Annotated in this window: 14 protein-coding genes; 9 read left to right on the forward strand and 5 right to left on the reverse strand. The window is 59.0% G+C overall.

The genetic code is table 11. From position 1 onward, the window contains the following. Nucleotides 1-117: 117 nt before the first annotated feature. Nucleotides 118-1,053, forward strand: a complete 936-nt coding sequence (locus ACIP66_RS01265) for a Ppx/GppA family phosphatase (protein ID WP_400644579.1) — start codon at nt 118-120, stop codon at nt 1,051-1,053. 736 nt (nt 1,054-1,789) lie between these two features. On the opposite strand, the gene metE is transcribed toward ACIP66_RS01265, so the two are convergent. Further along, a complete protein-coding gene (metE, locus tag ACIP66_RS01270) occupies nt 1,790-4,078 on the reverse strand; it encodes a 5-methyltetrahydropteroyltriglutamate--homocysteine S-methyltransferase (protein WP_400644706.1) in 2,289 nt (762 codons plus the stop codon). Between the two features lie 299 nt (nt 4,079-4,377). Between metE and ACIP66_RS01275 the strand changes: the two genes are divergently transcribed. From ACIP66_RS01275 to ACIP66_RS01285, 3 genes are all read left to right on the forward strand, one after another. Continuing rightward, entirely contained in the window at nt 4,378-5,754 is a 1,377-nt protein-coding gene (locus ACIP66_RS01275) for a pyridoxal-phosphate dependent enzyme (protein ID WP_400644581.1), read from the forward strand. Beyond that, nucleotides 5,751-6,923, forward strand: a complete 1,173-nt coding sequence (locus ACIP66_RS01280) for a cystathionine gamma-synthase (RefSeq protein ID WP_400644584.1) — start codon at nt 5,751-5,753, stop codon at nt 6,921-6,923. The genes ACIP66_RS01275 and ACIP66_RS01280 overlap by 4 nt, the downstream gene beginning before the upstream one ends. A gap of 767 nt (nt 6,924-7,690) precedes the next feature. Next, nucleotides 7,691-8,059 (forward strand): hypothetical protein, encoded by a 369-nt coding sequence (locus ACIP66_RS01285; protein WP_400644587.1) that lies wholly within the window; start codon nt 7,691-7,693, stop codon nt 8,057-8,059. A 642-nt stretch (nt 8,060-8,701) separates the two neighbouring features. Here ACIP66_RS01285 and ACIP66_RS01290 read toward each other — a convergent pair. Then, entirely contained in the window at nt 8,702-9,700 is a 999-nt protein-coding gene (locus tag ACIP66_RS01290) for a bile acid:sodium symporter family protein (protein WP_212551290.1), read from the reverse strand. Between the two features lie 84 nt (nt 9,701-9,784). Between ACIP66_RS01290 and ACIP66_RS01295 the strand changes: the two genes are divergently transcribed. Continuing rightward, nucleotides 9,785-10,573, forward strand: a complete 789-nt coding sequence (locus ACIP66_RS01295; protein WP_400644590.1) for an AraC family transcriptional regulator — start codon at nt 9,785-9,787, stop codon at nt 10,571-10,573. Here ACIP66_RS01295 and ACIP66_RS01300 read toward each other — a convergent pair whose 3' ends face one another. Then, nucleotides 10,574-11,518: a Dyp-type peroxidase gene (locus ACIP66_RS01300; protein WP_400644592.1), complete on the reverse strand. Its 945-nt coding sequence runs from the start codon at nt 11,516-11,518 to the stop codon at nt 10,574-10,576. Nucleotides 11,519-11,714: 196 nt separating this feature from the next. On the opposite strand from ACIP66_RS01300, the gene ACIP66_RS01305 reads away from it, so the two are divergent. After that, nucleotides 11,715-12,692 carry a TerC family protein gene (locus ACIP66_RS01305; protein ID WP_400644595.1) on the forward strand — a complete coding sequence of 326 codons (978 nt, stop codon included), beginning with the start codon at nt 11,715-11,717 and terminating at the stop codon, nt 12,690-12,692. Nucleotides 12,693-12,795: 103 nt separating this feature from the next. Here ACIP66_RS01305 and ACIP66_RS01310 read toward each other — a convergent pair whose 3' ends face one another. Both ACIP66_RS01310 and ACIP66_RS01315 read right to left on the reverse strand, forming a co-directional pair. After that, a complete protein-coding gene (locus ACIP66_RS01310) occupies nt 12,796-13,896 on the reverse strand; it encodes a polyamine ABC transporter substrate-binding protein (RefSeq protein WP_159814039.1) in 1,101 nt (366 codons plus the stop codon). 247 nt (nt 13,897-14,143) lie between these two features. Beyond that, the gene (locus ACIP66_RS01315; protein WP_400644598.1) at nt 14,144-15,550 is read right to left on the reverse strand and encodes a purine-cytosine permease family protein; all 1,407 of its coding nucleotides are present in this window, start codon (nt 15,548-15,550) and stop codon (nt 14,144-14,146) included. Nucleotides 15,551-15,874: 324 nt separating this feature from the next. Between ACIP66_RS01315 and ACIP66_RS01320 the strand changes: the two genes are divergently transcribed. The 3 genes from ACIP66_RS01320 to ACIP66_RS01330 all read left to right on the forward strand — a co-directional run bounded on the left by ACIP66_RS01320 (nt 15,875) and on the right by ACIP66_RS01330 (nt 18,706). Continuing rightward, nucleotides 15,875-16,360: a flavin reductase family protein gene (locus ACIP66_RS01320; protein ID WP_053121239.1), complete on the forward strand. Its 486-nt coding sequence runs from the start codon at nt 15,875-15,877 to the stop codon at nt 16,358-16,360. 160 nt (nt 16,361-16,520) lie between these two features. Then, nucleotides 16,521-17,564: an LLM class flavin-dependent oxidoreductase gene (locus tag ACIP66_RS01325; RefSeq protein ID WP_282357013.1), complete on the forward strand. Its 1,044-nt coding sequence runs from the start codon at nt 16,521-16,523 to the stop codon at nt 17,562-17,564. A 323-nt stretch (nt 17,565-17,887) separates the two neighbouring features. Continuing rightward, nucleotides 17,888-18,706, forward strand: coding sequence for an alpha/beta fold hydrolase (locus tag ACIP66_RS01330; protein WP_212544574.1), 819 nt, complete (start codon nt 17,888-17,890; stop codon nt 18,704-18,706). Nucleotides 18,707-18,910 lie beyond the last annotated feature (204 nt).

The raw sequence follows: 18,910 nt of genomic DNA on the forward strand, positions 1-18,910 counted from the left end.
TGACAGCGACAAATTCACTGAACCGCCCCTGCCCCGTCATCAGGATGTCATCAACGCAACGGCAGAATCCTCGCAAACCGTCTTGAGCCTTCCGGCGGATATTCAGCAAGGATTCCCATGAAACCAGACGCCCCGCTGTTTGCCGCCATCGACCTGGGTTCGAATGCCTTTCGTTTGATGATCGGCCAGTCGCTGCGCAGTCGCAAAGGCCTGCTGATTCAGGAAGTGAAAACCCTGCGCGAGCCGGTGCGTCTCGCCGAAGGTTTTGACGGCGGCGCGCTGGATGCGTTGGCACTGGATCGAGGCTGGCAGGCGTTGGCGCGGTTCGGCAAGAAATTGCGCGGTTTCGAGGCCGGTCGGGTTCGCGCGGTGGCGACCAGTGCGGTGCGTGAGGCGGACAATGCGCAGTTGTTTCTGGCCAGTGCCGAGCGGCATCTGGGTTTTCCCATTGATGTGATTTCCGGACAAGAAGAAGCGCGACTGGTCTACGCCGGTGTGGCGCATGCCCTGCCGGGTGCTGAAGATATGCGTTTGGTGGTGGATATTGGCGGCGGTTCCACCGAGCTGATTCTCGGCCAAGGCTCGCAAGCGTTGCTGACCGAAAGCATCGCGATTGGCAGCGGCACGTTGAGTACGCGGTTCTTTCGCGGCGGTGATATTTCTGCCGGCGCCCTGCAAGAAGCCGAACGTTTCGCCATCCTGCAATTTGAACGGGTTGCCCGGCGTTATCGGAGTCAGGGTTGGCAGCAGACCATCGGCTCGTCGGGTACCGCCCGCATGCTGGCCAAAGTGCTCAAGGCCAATCACCTCAATGACTTCGGCAAGGACGGCATCACCTACGCCGGCCTGTTGCGCCTGGCCCTGCTTCTGCTGAAAGTGAGCAATGTGCAACAGCTGCACCTCGCCGGCCTGCAACCGCACCGCCAAAGCATCCTGCCCGGCGGATTGGTGTTGATGCTCGCGGCGTTCAAAGTATTCGGCATCTCGCAAATGGCCCCCTCCGAACCCGGCCTGCGCCTCGGCGTCCTGCACGGCCTGATGAGCAAGCACTGATCCTTGTAGGAGCCGAGCTTGCTCGCGAAGAGGCCTTTACATTCAAAGCTGATGTTGAATGTGCTGACGCCTTCGCGAGCAAGCTCGGCTCCTACAGGGGTTATGTGTCGAAGCAAAAATTTCGCCAGCTCCCACAAGTTTTGTGTACATCCCACATCAAAACCAGTGCCTGACAAATCGCTATCGCGAGCAGGCTCACTCCTACCGTGGCGGTGTTCACCATTAGGCCGAGTGTCAGCTCGCCTGCTCTTGATCTTGATTCACAGGCCCCATCGGCAGGCTGAGTGGAGGGATTTATCCGGGGGTGGGAGCGCAGCGACCGTTTGGCGCAGCCAAATGCATCGAGAGGAGGTGCAGCGAAGCAAACCGGAGGCGATGCGCCCGGATGGATCCCGGAGCGAAGGAACCCCGAGCCCCAGCGAGCGGGCCGAACGCTGGGGCAAGCCTTTTGGGTTACCTTTTCGGCGCTTGGAAAAGGTGACCCGCCGTAAGGGCGGAACCCAAAGCGGCCGTTACGCCAGGAATGGATATGTACTCGGTCAGAAAGAACCCCACAGCCTTCGCGAGCAGGCTCACTCCCACAAGGATTTGTGCTCATCCGCGGTTCCGTGCTCAACACCAATCCTTGTAGGAGCCGGGCTTGCCCGCGAAGAGGCCGGTACATTCAAAGCTGATGCTGAATGTGCTGACGCCTTCGCGAGCAAGCTCGGCTCCTACAGGTTTTGCTCTTTGTACGTCAGGCCAGTTCTTTGCGCAGTTGCCGGGCGGCGGTGACCATGTGCACCAGCGCCGCTTCGGTCTCTGGCCAGCCACGGGTTTTCAGGCCGCAGTCAGGATTGACCCACAAGCGCTCCGCCGGGATACGCTTGGCCGCTTTACGCAACAGATTGGCCATTTCCGACGCATCCGGCACCCGTGGCGAGTGGATGTCGTAGACGCCCGGGCCAATTTCATTCGGGTAGGCGAAAGCTTCGAAAGCCTCCAGCAATTCCATGTCCGAGCGCGAAGTTTCGATGGTGATCACGTCGGCATCCATCGCCGCGATGGACTCGATCACATCGTTGAATTCGCTGTAGCACATGTGCGTGTGAATCTGCGTTTCGTCGCGCACGCCCGAGGCGCACAAACGGAACACTTCGGTCGCCCAATCCAGATAATGCTGCCACTGCGCCTGACGCAACGGCAGACCTTCACGGAAGGCCGCTTCGTCGATCTGCACGATCTTGATGCCGGCGGCTTCCAGATCCACCACTTCATCACGGATCGCCAGCGCCAGTTGCCGCGCCTGCACTTCACGGCTGACATCCTCACGCGGGAACGACCACATCAGCATGGTCACCGGGCCAGTCAGCATGCCTTTCATAACCTTGCGGGTCAGGCCCTGGGCGTAGCGAATCCATTCAACGGTCATGGCTTTCGGACGGCTCAGATCACCAAAAATCACCGCCGGTTTCACGCAGCGCGAACCGTAGCTCTGCACCCAGCCAAACCGGGTGAACACATAGCCGTCGAGTTGCTCGGCAAAGTACTCGACCATGTCATTGCGCTCGGCTTCACCGTGCACCAACACATCAAGACCCAAACGCTCCTGAATCTCCACCGCGTGGCGGATTTCGCTGTGCATCGCCTCGGTGTATTTCGCTTCGCTGAGCTTGCCTTGCTTGAACGACTGGCGAGCCAGACGAATCGATGCGGTTTGCGGGAACGAACCAATTGTCGTGGTCGGAAACAGCGGCAGATCGAGCCCGGCACGCTGCTTGGCGATACGCTGGGCAAACAACGATTGACGCTGACTGTCCTGGGCAGTGATCGCCGCCACACGCGCCTGAACCGCCGGTTTGTGAATGCGTGGCGATGCAGCACGCGCAGCCTGCACCGAACGACTCTGGGTCAATGCCCGCAGCACTCGCGGCGCTTCCGGTTCGTTAACCGCCTGAGCCAGAACCGCCACTTCCTCGCACTTCTGCACGGCGAAGGCCAGCCAGCTTTTCAGTTCGGCATCCAGCTTGTCTTCGCGGCCCAGATCCACAGGGCTGTGCAACAGCGAGCAGGACGGCGCCACCCACAGGCGATCACCCAAACGCTCATGCGCATGCTGCAAAGTCGCAAGGGCATTTTCCAGATCGCAGCGCCAGACGTTACGGCCGTTGACCACACCCAACGACAACACTTTATACGCCGGCAGACGATCAAGAATCGTCGGGTACTGTTCCGGCGCACGCACCAGATCAATGTGCAAACCGTCGACCGGCAGATTCGCCGCCAGACCAAGGTTTTCTTCCAGGCCACCAAAGTACGTGGCCAACAGTTTCTTCAGCGGATCGCGCTGGATCTGGTTGTAGGCGCGCTCGAATGCGTTCTTCCATTCCTGAGGCAGATCGAGCACCAGAATCGGCTCGTCAATCTGCACCCACTCCACGCCCTGCGCAGCGAGGCGCGAGAAAATCTGGCCGTACAGCGGCAACAAACGATCGAGCAAATCGAGCTTGTCGAACTCAGCGCCTTTGGCCTTGCCCAGCCACAGATAGGTCAGCGGGCCGATGATCACCGGTTTGACGTTGTGCCCCAGCGCGCGGGCTTCTTCGACTTCTTCGAACAACTGTTCCCAACCCAACTGGAACTGTTGATCCGCGCTGAATTCCGGGACGAGGTAGTGGTAGTTGGTGTCGAACCACTTGGTCATTTCCTGGGCGTGAGCACCGCCGCAGCAACTGTCGCTGACGCCACGCGCCATGCCGAACAGGGTGTGCAGACTGGCTTTGCCGTCGTGCGGACGGAAGCGCTCAGGGATCACACCGAACATCAGCGAGTGCGTTAGCACCTGGTCGTACCAGGCGAAATCGCCGACCGGCAGCAGCTCGATACCGGCGTTTTTCTGCAGATCCCAATGGGCTTTGCGCAGTTCGCGCCCGACGTCACGCAGGCCCGCTTCGTTCAGTTCTCCTTTCCAGAACGCCTCTTGCGCTTTTTTCAGTTCGCGGTCGCGACCGATGCGCGGAAATCCAAGGGAATGGGCGAGTGCCATAACAAACAACTCCAATGTCTTGTTGATGGCGGGCATTGTCGGCATCGGTCGCAAGTGAATCAAACTCAATATAATCCTGATCATCACAAGAAATCCTCATGATCCCTCCCACCCTGTAGGAGCTGCGGAACGCTGCGATCCTTTGATCTTGCCCTTCAAAAACCAACATCAAAAGATCGCAGGGTTCCGCAGCTCCTACGGGGATCGGGGTTGCGAGAGGTGCCAACCGGGCCTATGTTGCTTGCGAGCATCTTCTGCGCGAATGGAACGCGATCAATCACCAACACCGAGGTGAAGACATGTCAAAGGAATCCCGCCCTGCCGTACTTGGGCTGATCGGCAACACTCCGCTGGTGCAAGTGACCCGCTTTGATACCGGGCCCTGCACGCTGTTTCTCAAACTCGAATCGCAAAACCCCGGCGGCTCGATCAAGGATCGTATCGGCCTGGCGATGATCGACGCCGCCGAACGCGATGGCCGTCTGCAACCGGGTGGCACCATCGTCGAGGCGACGGCCGGCAACACCGGTCTGGGCCTGGCACTGGTCGGCCGCGCCAAAGGTTATCGGGTGGTTTTGGTGGTGCCGGACAAAATGTCCACCGAGAAAGTCCTGCATTTGAAAGCCATGGGCGCCGAGGTGCACATCACCCGCTCCGATGTCGGCAAGGGCCATCCCGAGTATTACCAGGACGTCGCCGCACGCTTGGCGAAAGACATTCCCGGCGCGTTTTTCGCCGACCAGTTCAACAACCCCGCCAATCCGCTGGCCCACGAATGCAGCACCGCGCCGGAGATCTGGGCGCAGACCGAACATGATCTGGACGCGATTGTGGTCGGCGTTGGCTCGGCCGGCACGCTGACCGGTTTGACCCGTTTTTTCAAACGCGTGCAACCGGATCTGGAAATGGTCCTGGCCGACCCTGTGGGCTCGGTCATGGCGCAATACAGCCGCGACGGCAGCCTGCCGACGCCCGGTTCATGGGCGGTGGAAGGCATCGGCGAAGACTTCATTCCGTCGATCACCGACCTCTCCAGCGTGCGCCACGCCTACTCGATCAGCGACGAAGAAAGCTTCGATCACGCCCGTCAATTACTCAAGGCCGAGGGCATTCTCGGCGGCTCCTCCACCGGCACCCTCCTCGCCGCCGCATTGCGTTATTGCCGCGAGCAGACCGAGCCGAAGCGCGTGGTCAGTTTCGTCTGCGACACCGGCACGCGCTATCTGTCGAAGGTTTACAACGACCAGTGGATGACCGATCAGGGCCTGCTCAAACGCAAAGGTTATGGCGACTTGCGCGACCTGGTTGCCCGTCGTTTTGAAGATGGCCGGGTGATCAGCGTCGGCCCCGACGACACCCTGCTGACCGCGTTCCAGCGCATGCGCCTGGCCGACGTTTCGCAGTTGCCGGTGTTGATCGACGGCAAGCAATTGGTCGGCGTGATCGATGAGTCGGACATCCTGCTCGGCGTCCATGAGGATGCCGCGCACTTCCGCAAACCGGTGACCAGCGCCATGACCGACAAGCTGCAAACCCTCGCGCCGAACGCCGATCTGGCCGATCTGGAAAGCGTGCTCAGCCGTGGCCTCGTCGCCATCATCGCTGACGCTTCGGGCTTCCATGGCCTGATCACCCGCGTCGACATGCTCAACCAATTACGGAGATCCCTCGCATGAGTCAGCACGACGATAAATCCCAAGGCTTCGCGACCCGGGTGATCCACGCCGGGCAGGAACCGGATCCGACCACCGGCGCGCTGATGCCGCCGATCTACGCCAACTCCACCTACCTGCAAGACAGCCCCGGCGTGCACAAAGGTTTCGATTACGGCCGCTCGCACAACCCGACGCGGTTTGCGCTGGAGCGTTGCGTGGCGGATCTTGAAGGGGGCACGCAGGCGTTTGCGTTTGCTTCAGGGCTGGCGACGATTTCGACGGTGCTGGAATTGCTCGATGCCGGCTCGCACATTGTTTCCGGCAACGATCTGTACGGCGGCACGTTCCGTCTATTCGACAAGGTGCGTCAGCGAAGCGCCGGGCATCGTTTCAGCTTCGTCGACCTGGCCGATCTGTCGGCGTTCGAAGCGTCATTGCAGGACGACACGCGGATGGTCATGGTCGAGACGCCGACCAACCCGCTGCTGAGCCTGTCGGATCTGGCCGAGATTGCGCGCATCTGCCGCGCACGCGGGATCATTTGCGTGGCCGACAACACCTTCGCCAGTCCGTATATCCAGCGGCCGCTGGAGTTGGGTTTCGACATCGTGCTGCACTCGACCACCAAGTATTTGAACGGCCACTCTGATGTGATTGGCGGGATTGCCGTGGTTGGGCAGAACGCTGAACTGGCAGAGAAACTGGGTTTTCTGCAAAACGCCGTGGGGGCGATTGCCGGGCCTTTCGATGCATTTCTGACCTTGCGCGGGGTGAAGACTTTAGCGCTGCGCATGGAGCGTCATTGCAGCAATGCGCTGGAGCTGGCGCAGTGGCTGGAGCAGCAGCCGCAGGTTAAACGTGTCTACTATCCGGGGCTGGCGTCGCATCCGCAGCATGAGTTGGCCAAGCGGCAGATGCGTGGTTTTGGCGGGATGATTTCTGTTGATCTGAATAGTGATCTGGCCGGTGCGCGGCGGTTTTTGGAGAATGTAAAGATCTTTGCGTTGGCGGAAAGTCTGGGCGGCGTGGAGAGTTTGATCGAGCATCCGGCGATCATGACGCATGCGACGATTCCGGCTGAGACGCGGGCCAGACTCGGGATTGGTGACGGGTTGGTGCGGCTGTCGGTGGGGGTTGAGGATGTTGAGGATTTGCGGGGGGATTTGTTGCAGGCTTTGGCTGGGATGTAAGTCTTGGGGTTTGATTCGAAATTGTCGAGGGGGGCTGCTTCGCAGCCCAACGGGGCGGTGCGACGTTTCGCTAAATCCCCTCGCCACAGGGGTACAAGGCAGACCTGTGGAGAACGACAAAGCCCGCACTGGGCGGGCTTTGGTGTTTGAGTAGGCGGCCAGTGCTGGTCTCTGGCTTACAAGGTTTATCGGGAGTCTCACAGTACTGGACCAAGGGTGAAAGTAACGGTCTCAGCTGCTTCACACGGCATAAGGGCTGGATCTCAGCGCGGAGATCTTTCTAACCGTGTACCCTTCGGAACGCGCCCCACGTCCCCTTGCTATCCGATTGCGCATCAGTCTGCGTCTTCGCCTACATCTTTGAGCCTAGCAAAGCCTGCGCAAACCGGTTCAGTGTTTTTAGACGGATTTCTTTTTTGCGCGTGGCTGCAAGGAAGCGAAACGACTATCCCCTCACCCTTCGTCCTTCCGGCCAATGGCGGGCAAATGCCCATCTATACTGGTTCAGTTGCCTTTGCGGAGCCGTTCAAATCGTCGACACCCGAGCATCTCGATGGTGCGCCCGTGCCAATCGCTAATTAGCTAGACCCAAGCCAGTGAGCCGGACGCCTGTGATCGAATGGCAGGCATTGCTCAACTGCGTTGTGGCTGACGGGTCGTGGAGAAGATCATGAATCACAAGCTTTTGTCAGGCGTTGTATTCGCAGTAGCGGCAACGATGGTCGCGCCCGGAGTCTGGGCCGGACAGCCGCAAGCGGTGGCGGCGGATGGGTCGGATCATGTTGGGGCGGGTGCGGTTGCTGCGGACGGTTCTGATCATGTCGGTGCGAATGCGGTGGCCGCGGACGGCGCAGATCATGTCGGCGCGGGTGCTGTGGCTGCTGACGGCTCCGATCACGTCGGCGCGGGTGCGGTGGCTGCTGACGGCTCCGATCATGTCGGCGCGGGTGCGGTGGCTGCTGATGGATCCGATCACATCGGCGCGGGTGCTGTGGCCGCTGATGGATCCGATCACGTCGGCGCGAATGCTGTGGCTGCTGACGGCTCTGATCATGTCGGCGCGGGTGCTGTGGCTGCTGACGGCTCTGATCATGTCGGCGCGGGTGCCGTGGCATCCGACGGCGCAGATCGCTTAAACGCCAACCGTCTCGCCTATTCTCGCGTTGGCGTGGGTTCTGATCGCGTTGCGTCGGCATTGATGACTGGCAGCTACTCCGACCAGTTCAACAGCCCCCAGTAACACAACAATCCTGTAGGAGCCGAGCTTGCTCGCGAAGGCGTTGGCACATTTCAAAACCATCGTGGCAGACACACCGCTTTCGCGAGCAAGCTCAGCTCCTACAATGACTTGTGGTGTGCCAGGGATTTTGTATACGACGCAAAACCCTGTAGGAGCCGGGCTTGCTCGCGAAGGCGTCATCACATTCAAAACTATCGTGGCAGACACACCGCTTTCGCGAGCAGGCTCGGCTCCTACAAGGATTTTTGGTGCGTCGGGGATTTTGTGTACGACGCACAACCCTGTGGGAGCGAGCTTGCTCGCGAAGGCGTCGGCACATTCAAAATCATCGTGACAGACACACCGCTTTCGCGAGCAAGCTCAGCTCCTACAATGATTTGTGGTGTGCCAGGGATTTTGTACACGGCGCACAACCCTGTGGGAGCGGGCTTGCTCGCGAAGGCGTCGGCACATTCAAAATCATCATGGCAGACGCACCGCTTTCGCGAGCAAGCTCGGCGCCTACAAGGAATCGTGCGTTCGGGCGTGAGGTGTCAGCTTACGGATCCACCTGTGCCATCAACTCCGGCACCGACTCCGGTCGTTTCGCATAACGCTGTGCCAACACCGCACAGACCATCAACTGAATCTGATGAAACAACATCAGCGGCAGAATCAACACGCCAATCGTGCTGCCGGCAAACAACACTTGCGCCATTGGCACCCCGGTGGCCAGGCTCTTCTTCGAGCCGCAGAACAGGATGGTGATGCGGTCTTCCTGATTGAAGCCAAACGCCTTGCCCAACAGCGTCGAGGCCACGAGCACCAGCGCCAGCAAAATGCAGCAAACCACCACCAATCCCAGCAGCTCAATGAGCGGAATCTGATGCCAGATGCCTTCATTGACCGCCTCGCTGAACGCGCCGTACACCACCAGCAGAATCGAGCCCTGATCAACGAATTTCAACCAGCTCTTGTTGCGGCCGACCCACGCGCCGATCCAGCGGCGGGCAATCTGACCGGCAATAAACGGCAGGAGCAATTGCACGCTGATCTTGAGGATCGCATCCAGCGTCGAGCCGCCGTCCCCGTGGACGTTGAGCAACAGCGTCACCAGCAACGGCGTGAGGAAGATCCCGAACAGGCTCGAGGCCGCCGCGCTGCAAATCGCCGCCGGGATATTGCCCCGCGCCAGCGAGGTGAAGGCAATCGCCGACTGCACCGTGGCCGGCAAGGCGCAGAGGTACAACATGCCCATGTACAGCTTGTCGCCGATCAGCGGTGACAGCAGCGGTTTCAGCGCCAGGCCCAACAGCGGGAACAGCACGAAGGTCAGGCCGAACACCAACAGATGCAAACGCCAGTGACCGGCGCCGGCGATGATCGACTCGCGGGAAAGCTTGGCGCCATGCAGGAAAAACAGCAGCGCGATGGCGACGTTGGTCAGCCAGCCAAAACCGACCGCGACCTGGCCGCTTGCTGGCAGAAAGCTGGCGAGTAGCACAACGCCGATCAGCGTCAGGGTGAAGTTATCGGGCAAAAATCTTGGGCGAGTCATGGTGTTTTTATCCGGGGGTTGCCAGTGCGTGCCGACGACTCTAACGTGACTGCAAATTACCGACTAACGCCGAAGAGCCTTGAGATGCCGCCTAAAGGACATGACAAAAGCATCCGCCGCAGCATTCCCGGGCTGCCCAGCCTGCCGCGTCCGCTGTATGGACGCACGGAATCACTGCCCAATCGCGCACTGACCCGGCGCCATAGTCACCCGTGGGTGCAGTTGTCGTACGCGATTCAAGGTGTGCTCGAAGTGCAGACCAGCGCCGGCCGCTTTGTCGCGCCACCGGAGCGCGCGGTGTGGATTCCGGCCGGTGTGCCGCATCGGGTATTCAGCTCGCCGCACACCGAAATGCGCAGCCTCTACATCGATTGCAGTGTGGCGGGCTGGGCGGTTGAGCATTGTCATGTGCTCGGCGTCAGTGATTTGCTTCGCGAACTGATCCGCGCGTTCAGTCAGGTGCCGGTGGAATACGACCAGAGCGGCCCGCACGGGCGCATGGCGCAGGTGATCCTCGATCAACTGGCCGAGGCGCCGCAGATCGATCTGATGCTACCGCTGCCGCAGGACGCGCGCTTAAAACAAATCTACCAAAGCCTGGAACAACACCCCGAGCAGCAGACCACCCTGAGTCACTGGAGCGAAAAATTTGGCATCACCGAAAAGACCCTGACGCGGTTGTTCCTGCGCGACACCGGCCTGACCTTCCGCGCCTGGCGCCAACGCCTGCGCCTGCTCGGAGCACTGACGCCGCTGGAGAAAGGCGAGCGCGTCACGGATGTGGCGCTGGCTTGTGGTTATGATTCGACGTCGGCATTTATTGCGGCGTTTCGGCAACAATTTGGCGAAACGCCGGGGGAGTTCTTTCGTTGATCAGCGATCCGCCAACTCTTCCAGCAAATCAGCCGACGGCACGAAATACAGGCTCCCGGTAACTGCAGTGCTGAAATCCAGCAACTTGTCGTAGTTACCAGGAGGTTTACCAACAAACATATTCTCCAGCATCTGTTCCATCGGCTCAGGCGAACGCGCATAGCCAATAAAGAACGTACCAAACTCCCCTGCCCCCGGTCGGCCAAACGGCATGTTGTCGCGCAGGATCTTCACTTCTTCGCCATCGGCAGAGGTGATCGTCGTGAGTGCACTGTGGGAGTTGCTCGGTTTGACCGAGTCGTCCAGTTCGATGTCGGACAACTTCTTGCGGCCGATCACTCGCTCCTGCGCCTCAACGCTCAGCGAATTCCACGCAGTCATGTTGTGCAGGTATTTCTGCACCAGCACGTAGCTGCCGCCACTGAAGCCCGGATCTTCATCACCGACGATGGTGAAATTCACCGCTTTGCGCCCGACCGGGTTTTCCGTGCCGTCGACAAAACCGATGATGCTGCGCATGTCGAAATAACGGAAACCCTGCACCTCGTCGACCACGGTGACGGCATCGCCCAGCACGGCCATGATTTGTGTCGCCAGTTCAAAACACAGATCCATCTGATCGGCGCGGATGTGCAGCAGCAGATCGCCGGGAGTTGACGGTGCGTGTCGCCCTTCCCCGCCAAATTCGCGGAACGCGTGCAGGGACGCCGGTCGCGGGCTGCCAAATAAACGATCCCAGGCGTTCGAGGAAAAGCCGCAGATGCAGGTCAGATTGCCTGACGGCACGCGCTTGCCGACCGAGCGCACCAGCCCGGCGACGTCGCCGCACCAGCCTTTCACGGTTGCGGCGGCGTCGGCGCCTTCATTGAGTGTCGCGACGATAAAAATCGCGCTGCGAGTGATCGGGCTGCACACGGCTTGCGGTTCGAGGATGTCGGTTTGCATGGCTGAAAGTGCCGCCCTGTAGGGGTAACACCAAAGGTGCGACCCGAAATTCGAGGATGAGTCGGACTGCCTTGTTGGCCCGACACTTCGTTTTTATCGAACTCTACCGCAGAAATAAACGATTTTTCTTTCGCGCAAACTCGTCGCTAGCATGGCCACGTCTGACGCTAATCGAATAAAAGACAGGGAGCGTGCCATGCCTTCAACCAATATCAATATCGGCGAACCGTGGATGTGGGGCGCCTTCGTCGTCTTCGTGCTGGCGATGCTCGCATTGGATCTCTTTGTGTTCGGTGGGCGCAAGGCGCACCGCGTCTCAGTGCGCGAAGCGTTGTCCTGGGTGATTGCCTGGTGCTTGTTGGCACTGAGTTTCGCCGCGCTGTTGTGGTGGTATTTGCACGGCGAATTCGGCGCTGATATCGCCCGGCAGAAGACCCTGGAATTTCTCACCGGTTATCTGATCGAGCAATCGCTGTCGATCGACAACATGTTCATCTTCGTGATGATTTTCACCTACTTCGCGGTGCCGCCGGAGTTGCAACGCCGCGTGCTGCTGTACGGCGTGCTCGGGGCGATTGTGATGCGCGCGGTGATGATTTTCGCCGGCGTGTGGCTGGTGTCGCAGTTCGAATGGCTGCTGTACGCGTTCGGCGTGTTCCTGATCATCACAGGGATCAAGATGCTGGTGTTTGCCGACCAGCAACCAGATCTGGACAAGAACCCTTTGCTGCGCTGGGTGCGCGGTCATATGCGCATCACCAGTGGCTTTCATGGCGAACGGTTTTTTGTTCTGCAAAACGGTGTGCGCTGGGCGACGCCGATGTTTCTGGTGCTGGTATTGATCGAGGCCAGTGATTTGATGTTCGCGGTCGACAGCATCCCGGCGATCTTCGCCGTAACGACTGACCCGTTCATTGTGTTCACCTCGAACATCTTCGCGATCATGGGCTTGCGCGCGCTGTACTTCCTGCTGGCGGACATGGCTGACCGCTTTCATTTGCTCAAGTACGGGCTGGCGATTGTGCTGGTGTTTATCGGCGGAAAAATGGTGCTGATGCCATGGTTTCACATGCCGGTGGAGTGGTCGCTGCTGGTGGTAGGCGGGGTGATTTTTGGTTCGGTGTTGCTGAGTCTGGTCATCACCCGAAAACAAAACCAAACCGAAGCCCTGTAGGAGCTGCCGCAGGCTGCGATCTTTTGACTTTGATTTTTAAAAACAAGATCAAAAGATCGCAGCCTGCGGCAGCTCCTACAGGGGAATTTCGTCTGGGCGGAGACTATTTATCGGACTTGATGCTGGTCCAGACGCGGGTGCGCACGCGTTCGAGTTTCTGCGGCAATGGCTGGACGACGTAGAGGTTTTTCAGCGCCTCCGGGGTCGGTGTCAGGTTCGGGTTGTCGGTGATCTCTTTGTTGATCAGCGGGATCGAATCCTTGTTCGCATTCGGGTAGCCGAGGAAGTCACTGATCGGCGCGATCACTTTCGGATCGAGCAAGTTGTTGAGGAATTCGTGGGCCTCTTCGACGTTCTTCGCGCTCTTCGGAATCGCGAAAGTGTCGAACCAGATCGGCGCGCCTTCCTTCGGCAAGCGCCAGTCGACCACGACACCGTTTTTTGCCTCTTTGGCGCGGTTGCCAAACTGGTAGAAGCTACCCGAATAACCGATGGCCACGCAGATGTCGCCATTGGCGATGTCAGTCATGTACTTGGCCGAGTTGAAGTAGGTCACGTACGGACGAACCTTGAGCATCAGCTCTTTGGCTTTTTCATAGTCGGCAGGGTTTTGGCTGTTCGGGTCGAGCCCCAAATAGTGCAGGGCCAGCGGCAGAATTTCCGTCGGCGAATCGAGCATCGCTACGCCGCAAGATTTGAGTTTTTCCATGTTCTCCGGTTTGAACACCAGATCCCAACTGTCCACCGGCGCGTTGTCGCCCAGTGCAGCCTTGACCTTGTCCGGGTTGAAGCCGATCAGCACGGTACCGACCATGTAAGGCACGCCGTACTGGTTGCCGGGGTCGTTCTTGCCCAGCAGTTTCAACAGCTCCGGATCCTGGTGGCTCCAGTTTGGCAATTTCGACTTGTCGAGTTTCTGGAACACGCCGGCCTTGATCTGCGTTTCGAGGAACTGGTTCGACGGCACGACGAGGTCGTAACCGGAGTTGCCGGTGAGCAGTTTGGCTTCCAGGGATTCGTTGGTGTCGAAGGTGTCCCAGATCACTTTGATGCCGCTTTTTGCAGCGAAATCCTTGGGCACGGACGGCAGAATGTAATCCGCCCAGTTGTACACCCGCAGTTCGCGTTGCTCGGCCTGGACGGCGCTGGCCAGCAGCGTCAGCCCACACACGGCGGCACCCAGAATGCGTTTCATCGTGACCATGGTTGTTTCCCCAAAATGCGGCGTGAGTTCGATGGTTTTTATGTTCTGTACACGGCAGCGGCTTTAAAGGTAGCCGAGGGTAAAAAAGGTCTAGTTCGTTGTGGTTTTGATTCTTGCTGACAGCGTAGACGGATCACAGTGGGGGATGGGCCAAAAGGGGATCGATGTGGCCAATATGAATGACCACCGGGATGCGTGAGCATCCCGCAAGTCAATTGTGGTGAGGGGACATCACCAGAGAAATCGGTTAGGAGCGATAGCTCAGTTTTGCCACCCTGCTCTGCTGCGCCTGCCCACGTGTCGCCAGGCAGTAATACAACGGCACAGTGACCACCAGCCCGACCAGCCACGACAGATCCGCACCCTCCACCAGATTGGCGTACGGCCCGACATACAGCGAAGTATTGGCGAACGGCAGCTGCACAATGATGCCGATGAAGTACGCAACGATCGCGTGCAGATTGAAGCGTCCGTAAATCCCGCCGTCAGCGCGGAAGATCGAGGTGATGTCGTAGTTGCCGCGTTTGATCAGGTAGAAGTCGATCAGGTTGATCGACGCCCACGGCACCAGAACCAGCAACAGCGCCAGAATCAGCCCGATAAACTCGGAGATGAAATCCGCCGAGGCACCCAGCGCCACCACGCAGCAACCCGCCAACACGACACTCGATAGCACCACGCGCACCTTGATGCTCGGCGTCCATTGGCTGGCGAAGGTCTGGATCGAGGTGATGATCGACAGCACCGCGCCATACAGATTCAGGGCGTTATGGCTGATGATATTGAGCAAAAACAGCACCATCAAAATCGGCCCCAGCCAGCCCGTCGACTGCTTGACCGCCGCCATCGCCTCGGTGCCTTCCGGAGTCGCCAACACCACCACTGCGCCGAAGCTGAACGACAGAATTGTGCCCAGCGTCGCGCCCAGATACGTCGCCCAAAATGGCTTGGCGATGCCGATATCCGCCGGCAAATAACGCGAATAGTCGGACACGTACGGCGAGAAGCTGATCTGCCAGATGATCCCCAACGACACCGTCGCCAGCCAACCGGACAGGTTGAAGCTGCCGCGCGTGAGGAAATCCGCCGGCAAGTCATGGGCGAAGATGTAGATGAAGCCGGCGAGCAGCGCGCTGCCCATCACCCAGGTGCCGATGCGGTTCAAAGTGTGAATGAAGTTGTAGCCGATCACGCCAATGGCCGTGGCCGCCAGCGCACCAATCAAAATGCTCAGCGGAACCGGAACCGACGGCGCAAGGCCGACGATGGATTTACCCGCCAGCACGATGTTGGAAATGAAGAAGCCGATGTAAATGATCGCCGCAAAAAACACGATCAACAGTGCGCCATAACGACCGAACTGACCGCGACTCTGCACCATCTGCGGAATGCCCATGCGCGGGCCTTGCGCCGAGGCCAGCGCAATCACCACGCCGCCAATCATGTGCCCCAGCGCAATCGCCAGCAGGCCCCAGAGCAAATCGAGATGGAACACCTGAACCACCATGGCGCCGGTGACGATGGGCAGTGGCGCAATGTTGGTGCTGAACCAAAGAGTGAATAGGTCACGGGCCTTGCCGTGGCGTTCCGCGAGTGGGACGTAGTCGACCGTATGATTCTCGATCAACGGATCTTGCCTGGACATCTGGGGCATAGGAATGAACTCGAGTTTGTCTGTTCTTATCTTTGTATGAAGCCAAACCGGGGGGACTCTCTGGCCGCCCCTCAGATGCAGACCATATTATGGTATTCCAAACTTTTCACAAGACTGATCCGTAGTTCACAGCGCTAACTGATACGTCATCCTCCCTGAAACCGCGGTTCACAGGCCAGCCGCAAGCCCAATAAACGTTGAGTTTCCGACGAAAGCACCACGTTAATCGGTTCAGCTCAAAAGCCCTTGCAAAGAAAAATTACTGGTATACCATCAGACCAACAAATACATAAAAATCGCGTCACAACACCCGAGGACCGTCCAATGATCGATGCAGCCATCTACAAACAAGTCATGGGCTCGTTTCCGTCCGGCGTCACTGTCATCACCACGCTGGATGATGACGGGCAGATCGTCGGCCTGACCGCCAGCGCCTTCAGCTCGCTGTCGATGGATCCTGCGCTGGTGCTGTTCTGCCCCAACTACAGCTCCGACTCCTACCCTGTGCTGATCAAGAACAAACGCTTCGCGATTCATGTTCTGTCCGGCGGCCAGCAAAGCGAGGCCTACGCTTTCGCTCGTAAAGGCAAGGATAAGGCGCACGGCATCGAGTGGACGCTGAGCGAACTGGGTAACCCGATTCTGGCCAATGCGACGGCTGTCATCGAGTGTGAACTGTGGCGCGAATACGAAGGCGGCGACCACGCCATCATGGTCGGCGCCGTGAAGAACCTGATCGTCCCCGAGCAGCACAGCGGCCCGCTGGTGTACTGCCACGGCAAAATGGGCGCCCTGCCCGTCCTGGCCTGAATAGATCAATGCAGGAGCTGCCGCAGGCTGCGATCTTTTGATTTTGCTTTAAAGACCAGATCAAAAGATCGCAGCCTGCGGCAGCTCCTACAGAGTTCAGCGTAAGCAGGCGAAGGCCTACAAGTTTTTGCCTCAACAACAAAAGATCCGAGGAAGCGTGATGAAATTTTCCCTGTTCGTACACATGGAGCGCTGGGACGAAAGCGTCAGCCACCGCCAACTGTTCGAAGACCTGACCGAACTCACCCTGATGGCCGAGGCCGGCGGTTTCAGCACCGTGTGGATCGGCGAACACCACGCGATGGAATACACCATCTCGCCAAGCCCGATGCCGCTGCTGGCCTACCTCGCGGCGAAAACCACAACCATCCACCTCGGCGCCGGCACCATCATCGCGCCGTTCTGGCACCCGTTGCGGGTGGCCGGTGAATGCGCCTTGCTCGACGTGATCAGCAACGGTCGCATGGAAGTCGGGCTGGCCCGTGGCGCCTATCAGGTTGAATTCGATCGCATGGCCGGCGGCATGCCTGCCTCAAGCGGCGGCCAGGCGCTGCGCGAAATGGTTCCGGTGGTGCGCGCCCTGTGGAAAGGCGATTACGCCCATGACGGCGACATCTGGAAATTCCCCACTTCGACCAGCGTGCCGAAGCCGATTCAGCAGCCGAACCCGCCGATGTGGATCGCCGCCCGCGATCCGGATTCGCACAACTTCGCCGTGGCCAACGGCTGCAACGTGATGGTTACGCCGTTGATGAAAGGCGACGAAGAAGTTCTCGACCTGAAGAACAAATTCCAGACCGCACTGGACAACAACCCCGACGTACCCCGCCCACAATTGATGGTGCTGCGTCATACCCACGTACACACCGCAGACGATCCGGACGGCTGGAAAGTCGGCGCCAAAGCGATCTCGCGCTTCTATCGCACCTTCGACGCGTGGTTCGGCAACAAGCAAACCCCGGTCAACGGCTTCCTCGACCCAAGCCCGGAAGAGAAGTTTGCCGGGCGCCCGGAGTTCGAACTGGAAAGCCTGCACAAAACCGCAATGATCGGCACGCCGGAGGAGATTATTCCGCGCATCAAGTACTACCAGGAACTGGGCGTGGATGAGTTCAGCTTCTGGTGCGACAACAGCTTGCCGCATGCCGAGAAAAAGAAATCGCTGGAGCTGTTTATCAAGCACGTGGTGCCGGCGTTTCGCTGAGATAGTTTGAGCGATGTACCTGTGGCGAGGGAGCTTGCTCCCGCTGGGGTCCGCAGCGGCTCTCGCTTTTAACCATAAAAAGCAGGGGGCCTGCTGCGCAGTCCAGCGGAAGCAAGCTCCCTCGCCACAGTTGATTAATGTTCTAGCTAAGTCCCCGTCCAGCGCGTCACGAATGAACAGCAACTCAAAGATGCATCATCTAAATCCGGCGATTTGGCCCCCCTTCAACCCAGCACTTGCATACAAGTAGCAGCAACGCTTTGCGCCGATAGTGAAGGCTGCCATTTCGGCTTTCCGAACCATCGCTGACGCAAGGAGTTTGCATGAGCACCTTCACCACGCAAGACGGCACCGAGATCTATTTCAAGGACTGGGGCAGCGGCAAACCTGTGCTGTTCAGCCACGGCTGGCCGCTGGATGCCGACATGTGGGAGTACCAGATGGAATACCTGAGTAGCCGTGGCTACCGCACCATCGCGTTCGATCGCCGTGGTTTCGGCCGCTCCGATCAGCCGTGGACAGGTTACGACTACGACACTTTCGCCGATGACATCGCGCAATTGATCAACCATCTGGATCTGCGTGACGTCACGCTGGTGGGTTTTTCCATGGGCGGTGGCGACGTCAGCCGCTACATCGCCCGTCATGGCAGCGAGCGCGTTGCCGGGCTGGTGTTGCTGGGTGCGGTGACGCCGTTATTTGGCAAGAAAGCTGACTTCCCTGAGGGCGTCGACACGTCGGTATTCGACGGCATCAAGGCTGGCCTGCTGAAGGATCGTGCGCAGTTCATCGCCGATTTTGCTGCGCCGTTTTATGGCACCAATCAGGGCCAGAAAGTCTCTGACGGCGTACTCACGCAGACCCTGAACGTCGCGCTGCTGGCATCGCTCAAGGGCACCGTGGATTGCGTGACGGCGTTCTCGGAAACCGACTTCCGTCCGGACATGGCCAAGATCGATGTGCCAACGCTGGTGATTCATGGCGACGGCGATCAGATCGTACCGTTTGAAACCACGGGTAAGCAGGCTGCTGCGCAGATCAAGGGTGCTGAGTTGAAGGTGTATGCCGGTGCACCGCATGGTTTTGCGGTGACCCATGCGCAAGCATTGAATGAAGACCTGCTGGCGTTCCTCAACCGATAACCCCTCTAAGATTCCCACTACCCTGTGGCGAGGGGATTCAGCGAAACGTCGCACCGCCCCGTTGGACTGCGCAGCAGTCCCTTTTTTTGAAATCAAAAGAAGGGCCGCTTCGCGACCCAACGGGGATAAATCCCCTCACCACAAGGATTGCACGCTGGTTGAAGATTTTTGTGTGTAGTTGCAGATCCGTCCACTGCTAGAACC

The sequence above is a fragment of the Pseudomonas sp. NPDC088429 genome, from assembly GCF_044753305.1.
GTDB classification, from domain to species: Bacteria; Pseudomonadota; Gammaproteobacteria; order Pseudomonadales; family Pseudomonadaceae; genus Aquipseudomonas; species Aquipseudomonas rustica.

Coding starts and splice junctions, on each gene's coding strand:
- ACIP66_RS01265 (WP_400644579.1), top strand. CDS start 118: ATGAAACCAGACGCCCCGCTGTTTGCCGCCATCGACCTGGGTTCGAAT.
- metE (WP_400644706.1), bottom strand. CDS start 4,078: ATGGCACTCGCCCATTCCCTTGGATTTCCGCGCATCGGTCGCGACCGC.
- ACIP66_RS01275 (WP_400644581.1), top strand. CDS start 4,378: ATGTCAAAGGAATCCCGCCCTGCCGTACTTGGGCTGATCGGCAACACT.
- ACIP66_RS01280 (WP_400644584.1), top strand. CDS start 5,751: ATGAGTCAGCACGACGATAAATCCCAAGGCTTCGCGACCCGGGTGATC.
- ACIP66_RS01285 (WP_400644587.1), top strand. CDS start 7,691: ATGGGTCGGATCATGTTGGGGCGGGTGCGGTTGCTGCGGACGGTTCTG.
- ACIP66_RS01290 (WP_212551290.1), bottom strand. CDS start 9,700: ATGACTCGCCCAAGATTTTTGCCCGATAACTTCACCCTGACGCTGATC.
- ACIP66_RS01295 (WP_400644590.1), top strand. CDS start 9,785: ATGCCGCCTAAAGGACATGACAAAAGCATCCGCCGCAGCATTCCCGGG.
- ACIP66_RS01300 (WP_400644592.1), bottom strand. CDS start 11,518: ATGCAAACCGACATCCTCGAACCGCAAGCCGTGTGCAGCCCGATCACT.
- ACIP66_RS01305 (WP_400644595.1), top strand. CDS start 11,715: ATGCCTTCAACCAATATCAATATCGGCGAACCGTGGATGTGGGGCGCC.
- ACIP66_RS01310 (WP_159814039.1), bottom strand. CDS start 13,896: ATGGTCACGATGAAACGCATTCTGGGTGCCGCCGTGTGTGGGCTGACG.
- ACIP66_RS01315 (WP_400644598.1), bottom strand. CDS start 15,550: ATGCCCCAGATGTCCAGGCAAGATCCGTTGATCGAGAATCATACGGTC.
- ACIP66_RS01320 (WP_053121239.1), top strand. CDS start 15,875: ATGATCGATGCAGCCATCTACAAACAAGTCATGGGCTCGTTTCCGTCC.
- ACIP66_RS01325 (WP_282357013.1), top strand. CDS start 16,521: ATGAAATTTTCCCTGTTCGTACACATGGAGCGCTGGGACGAAAGCGTC.
- ACIP66_RS01330 (WP_212544574.1), top strand. CDS start 17,888: ATGAGCACCTTCACCACGCAAGACGGCACCGAGATCTATTTCAAGGAC.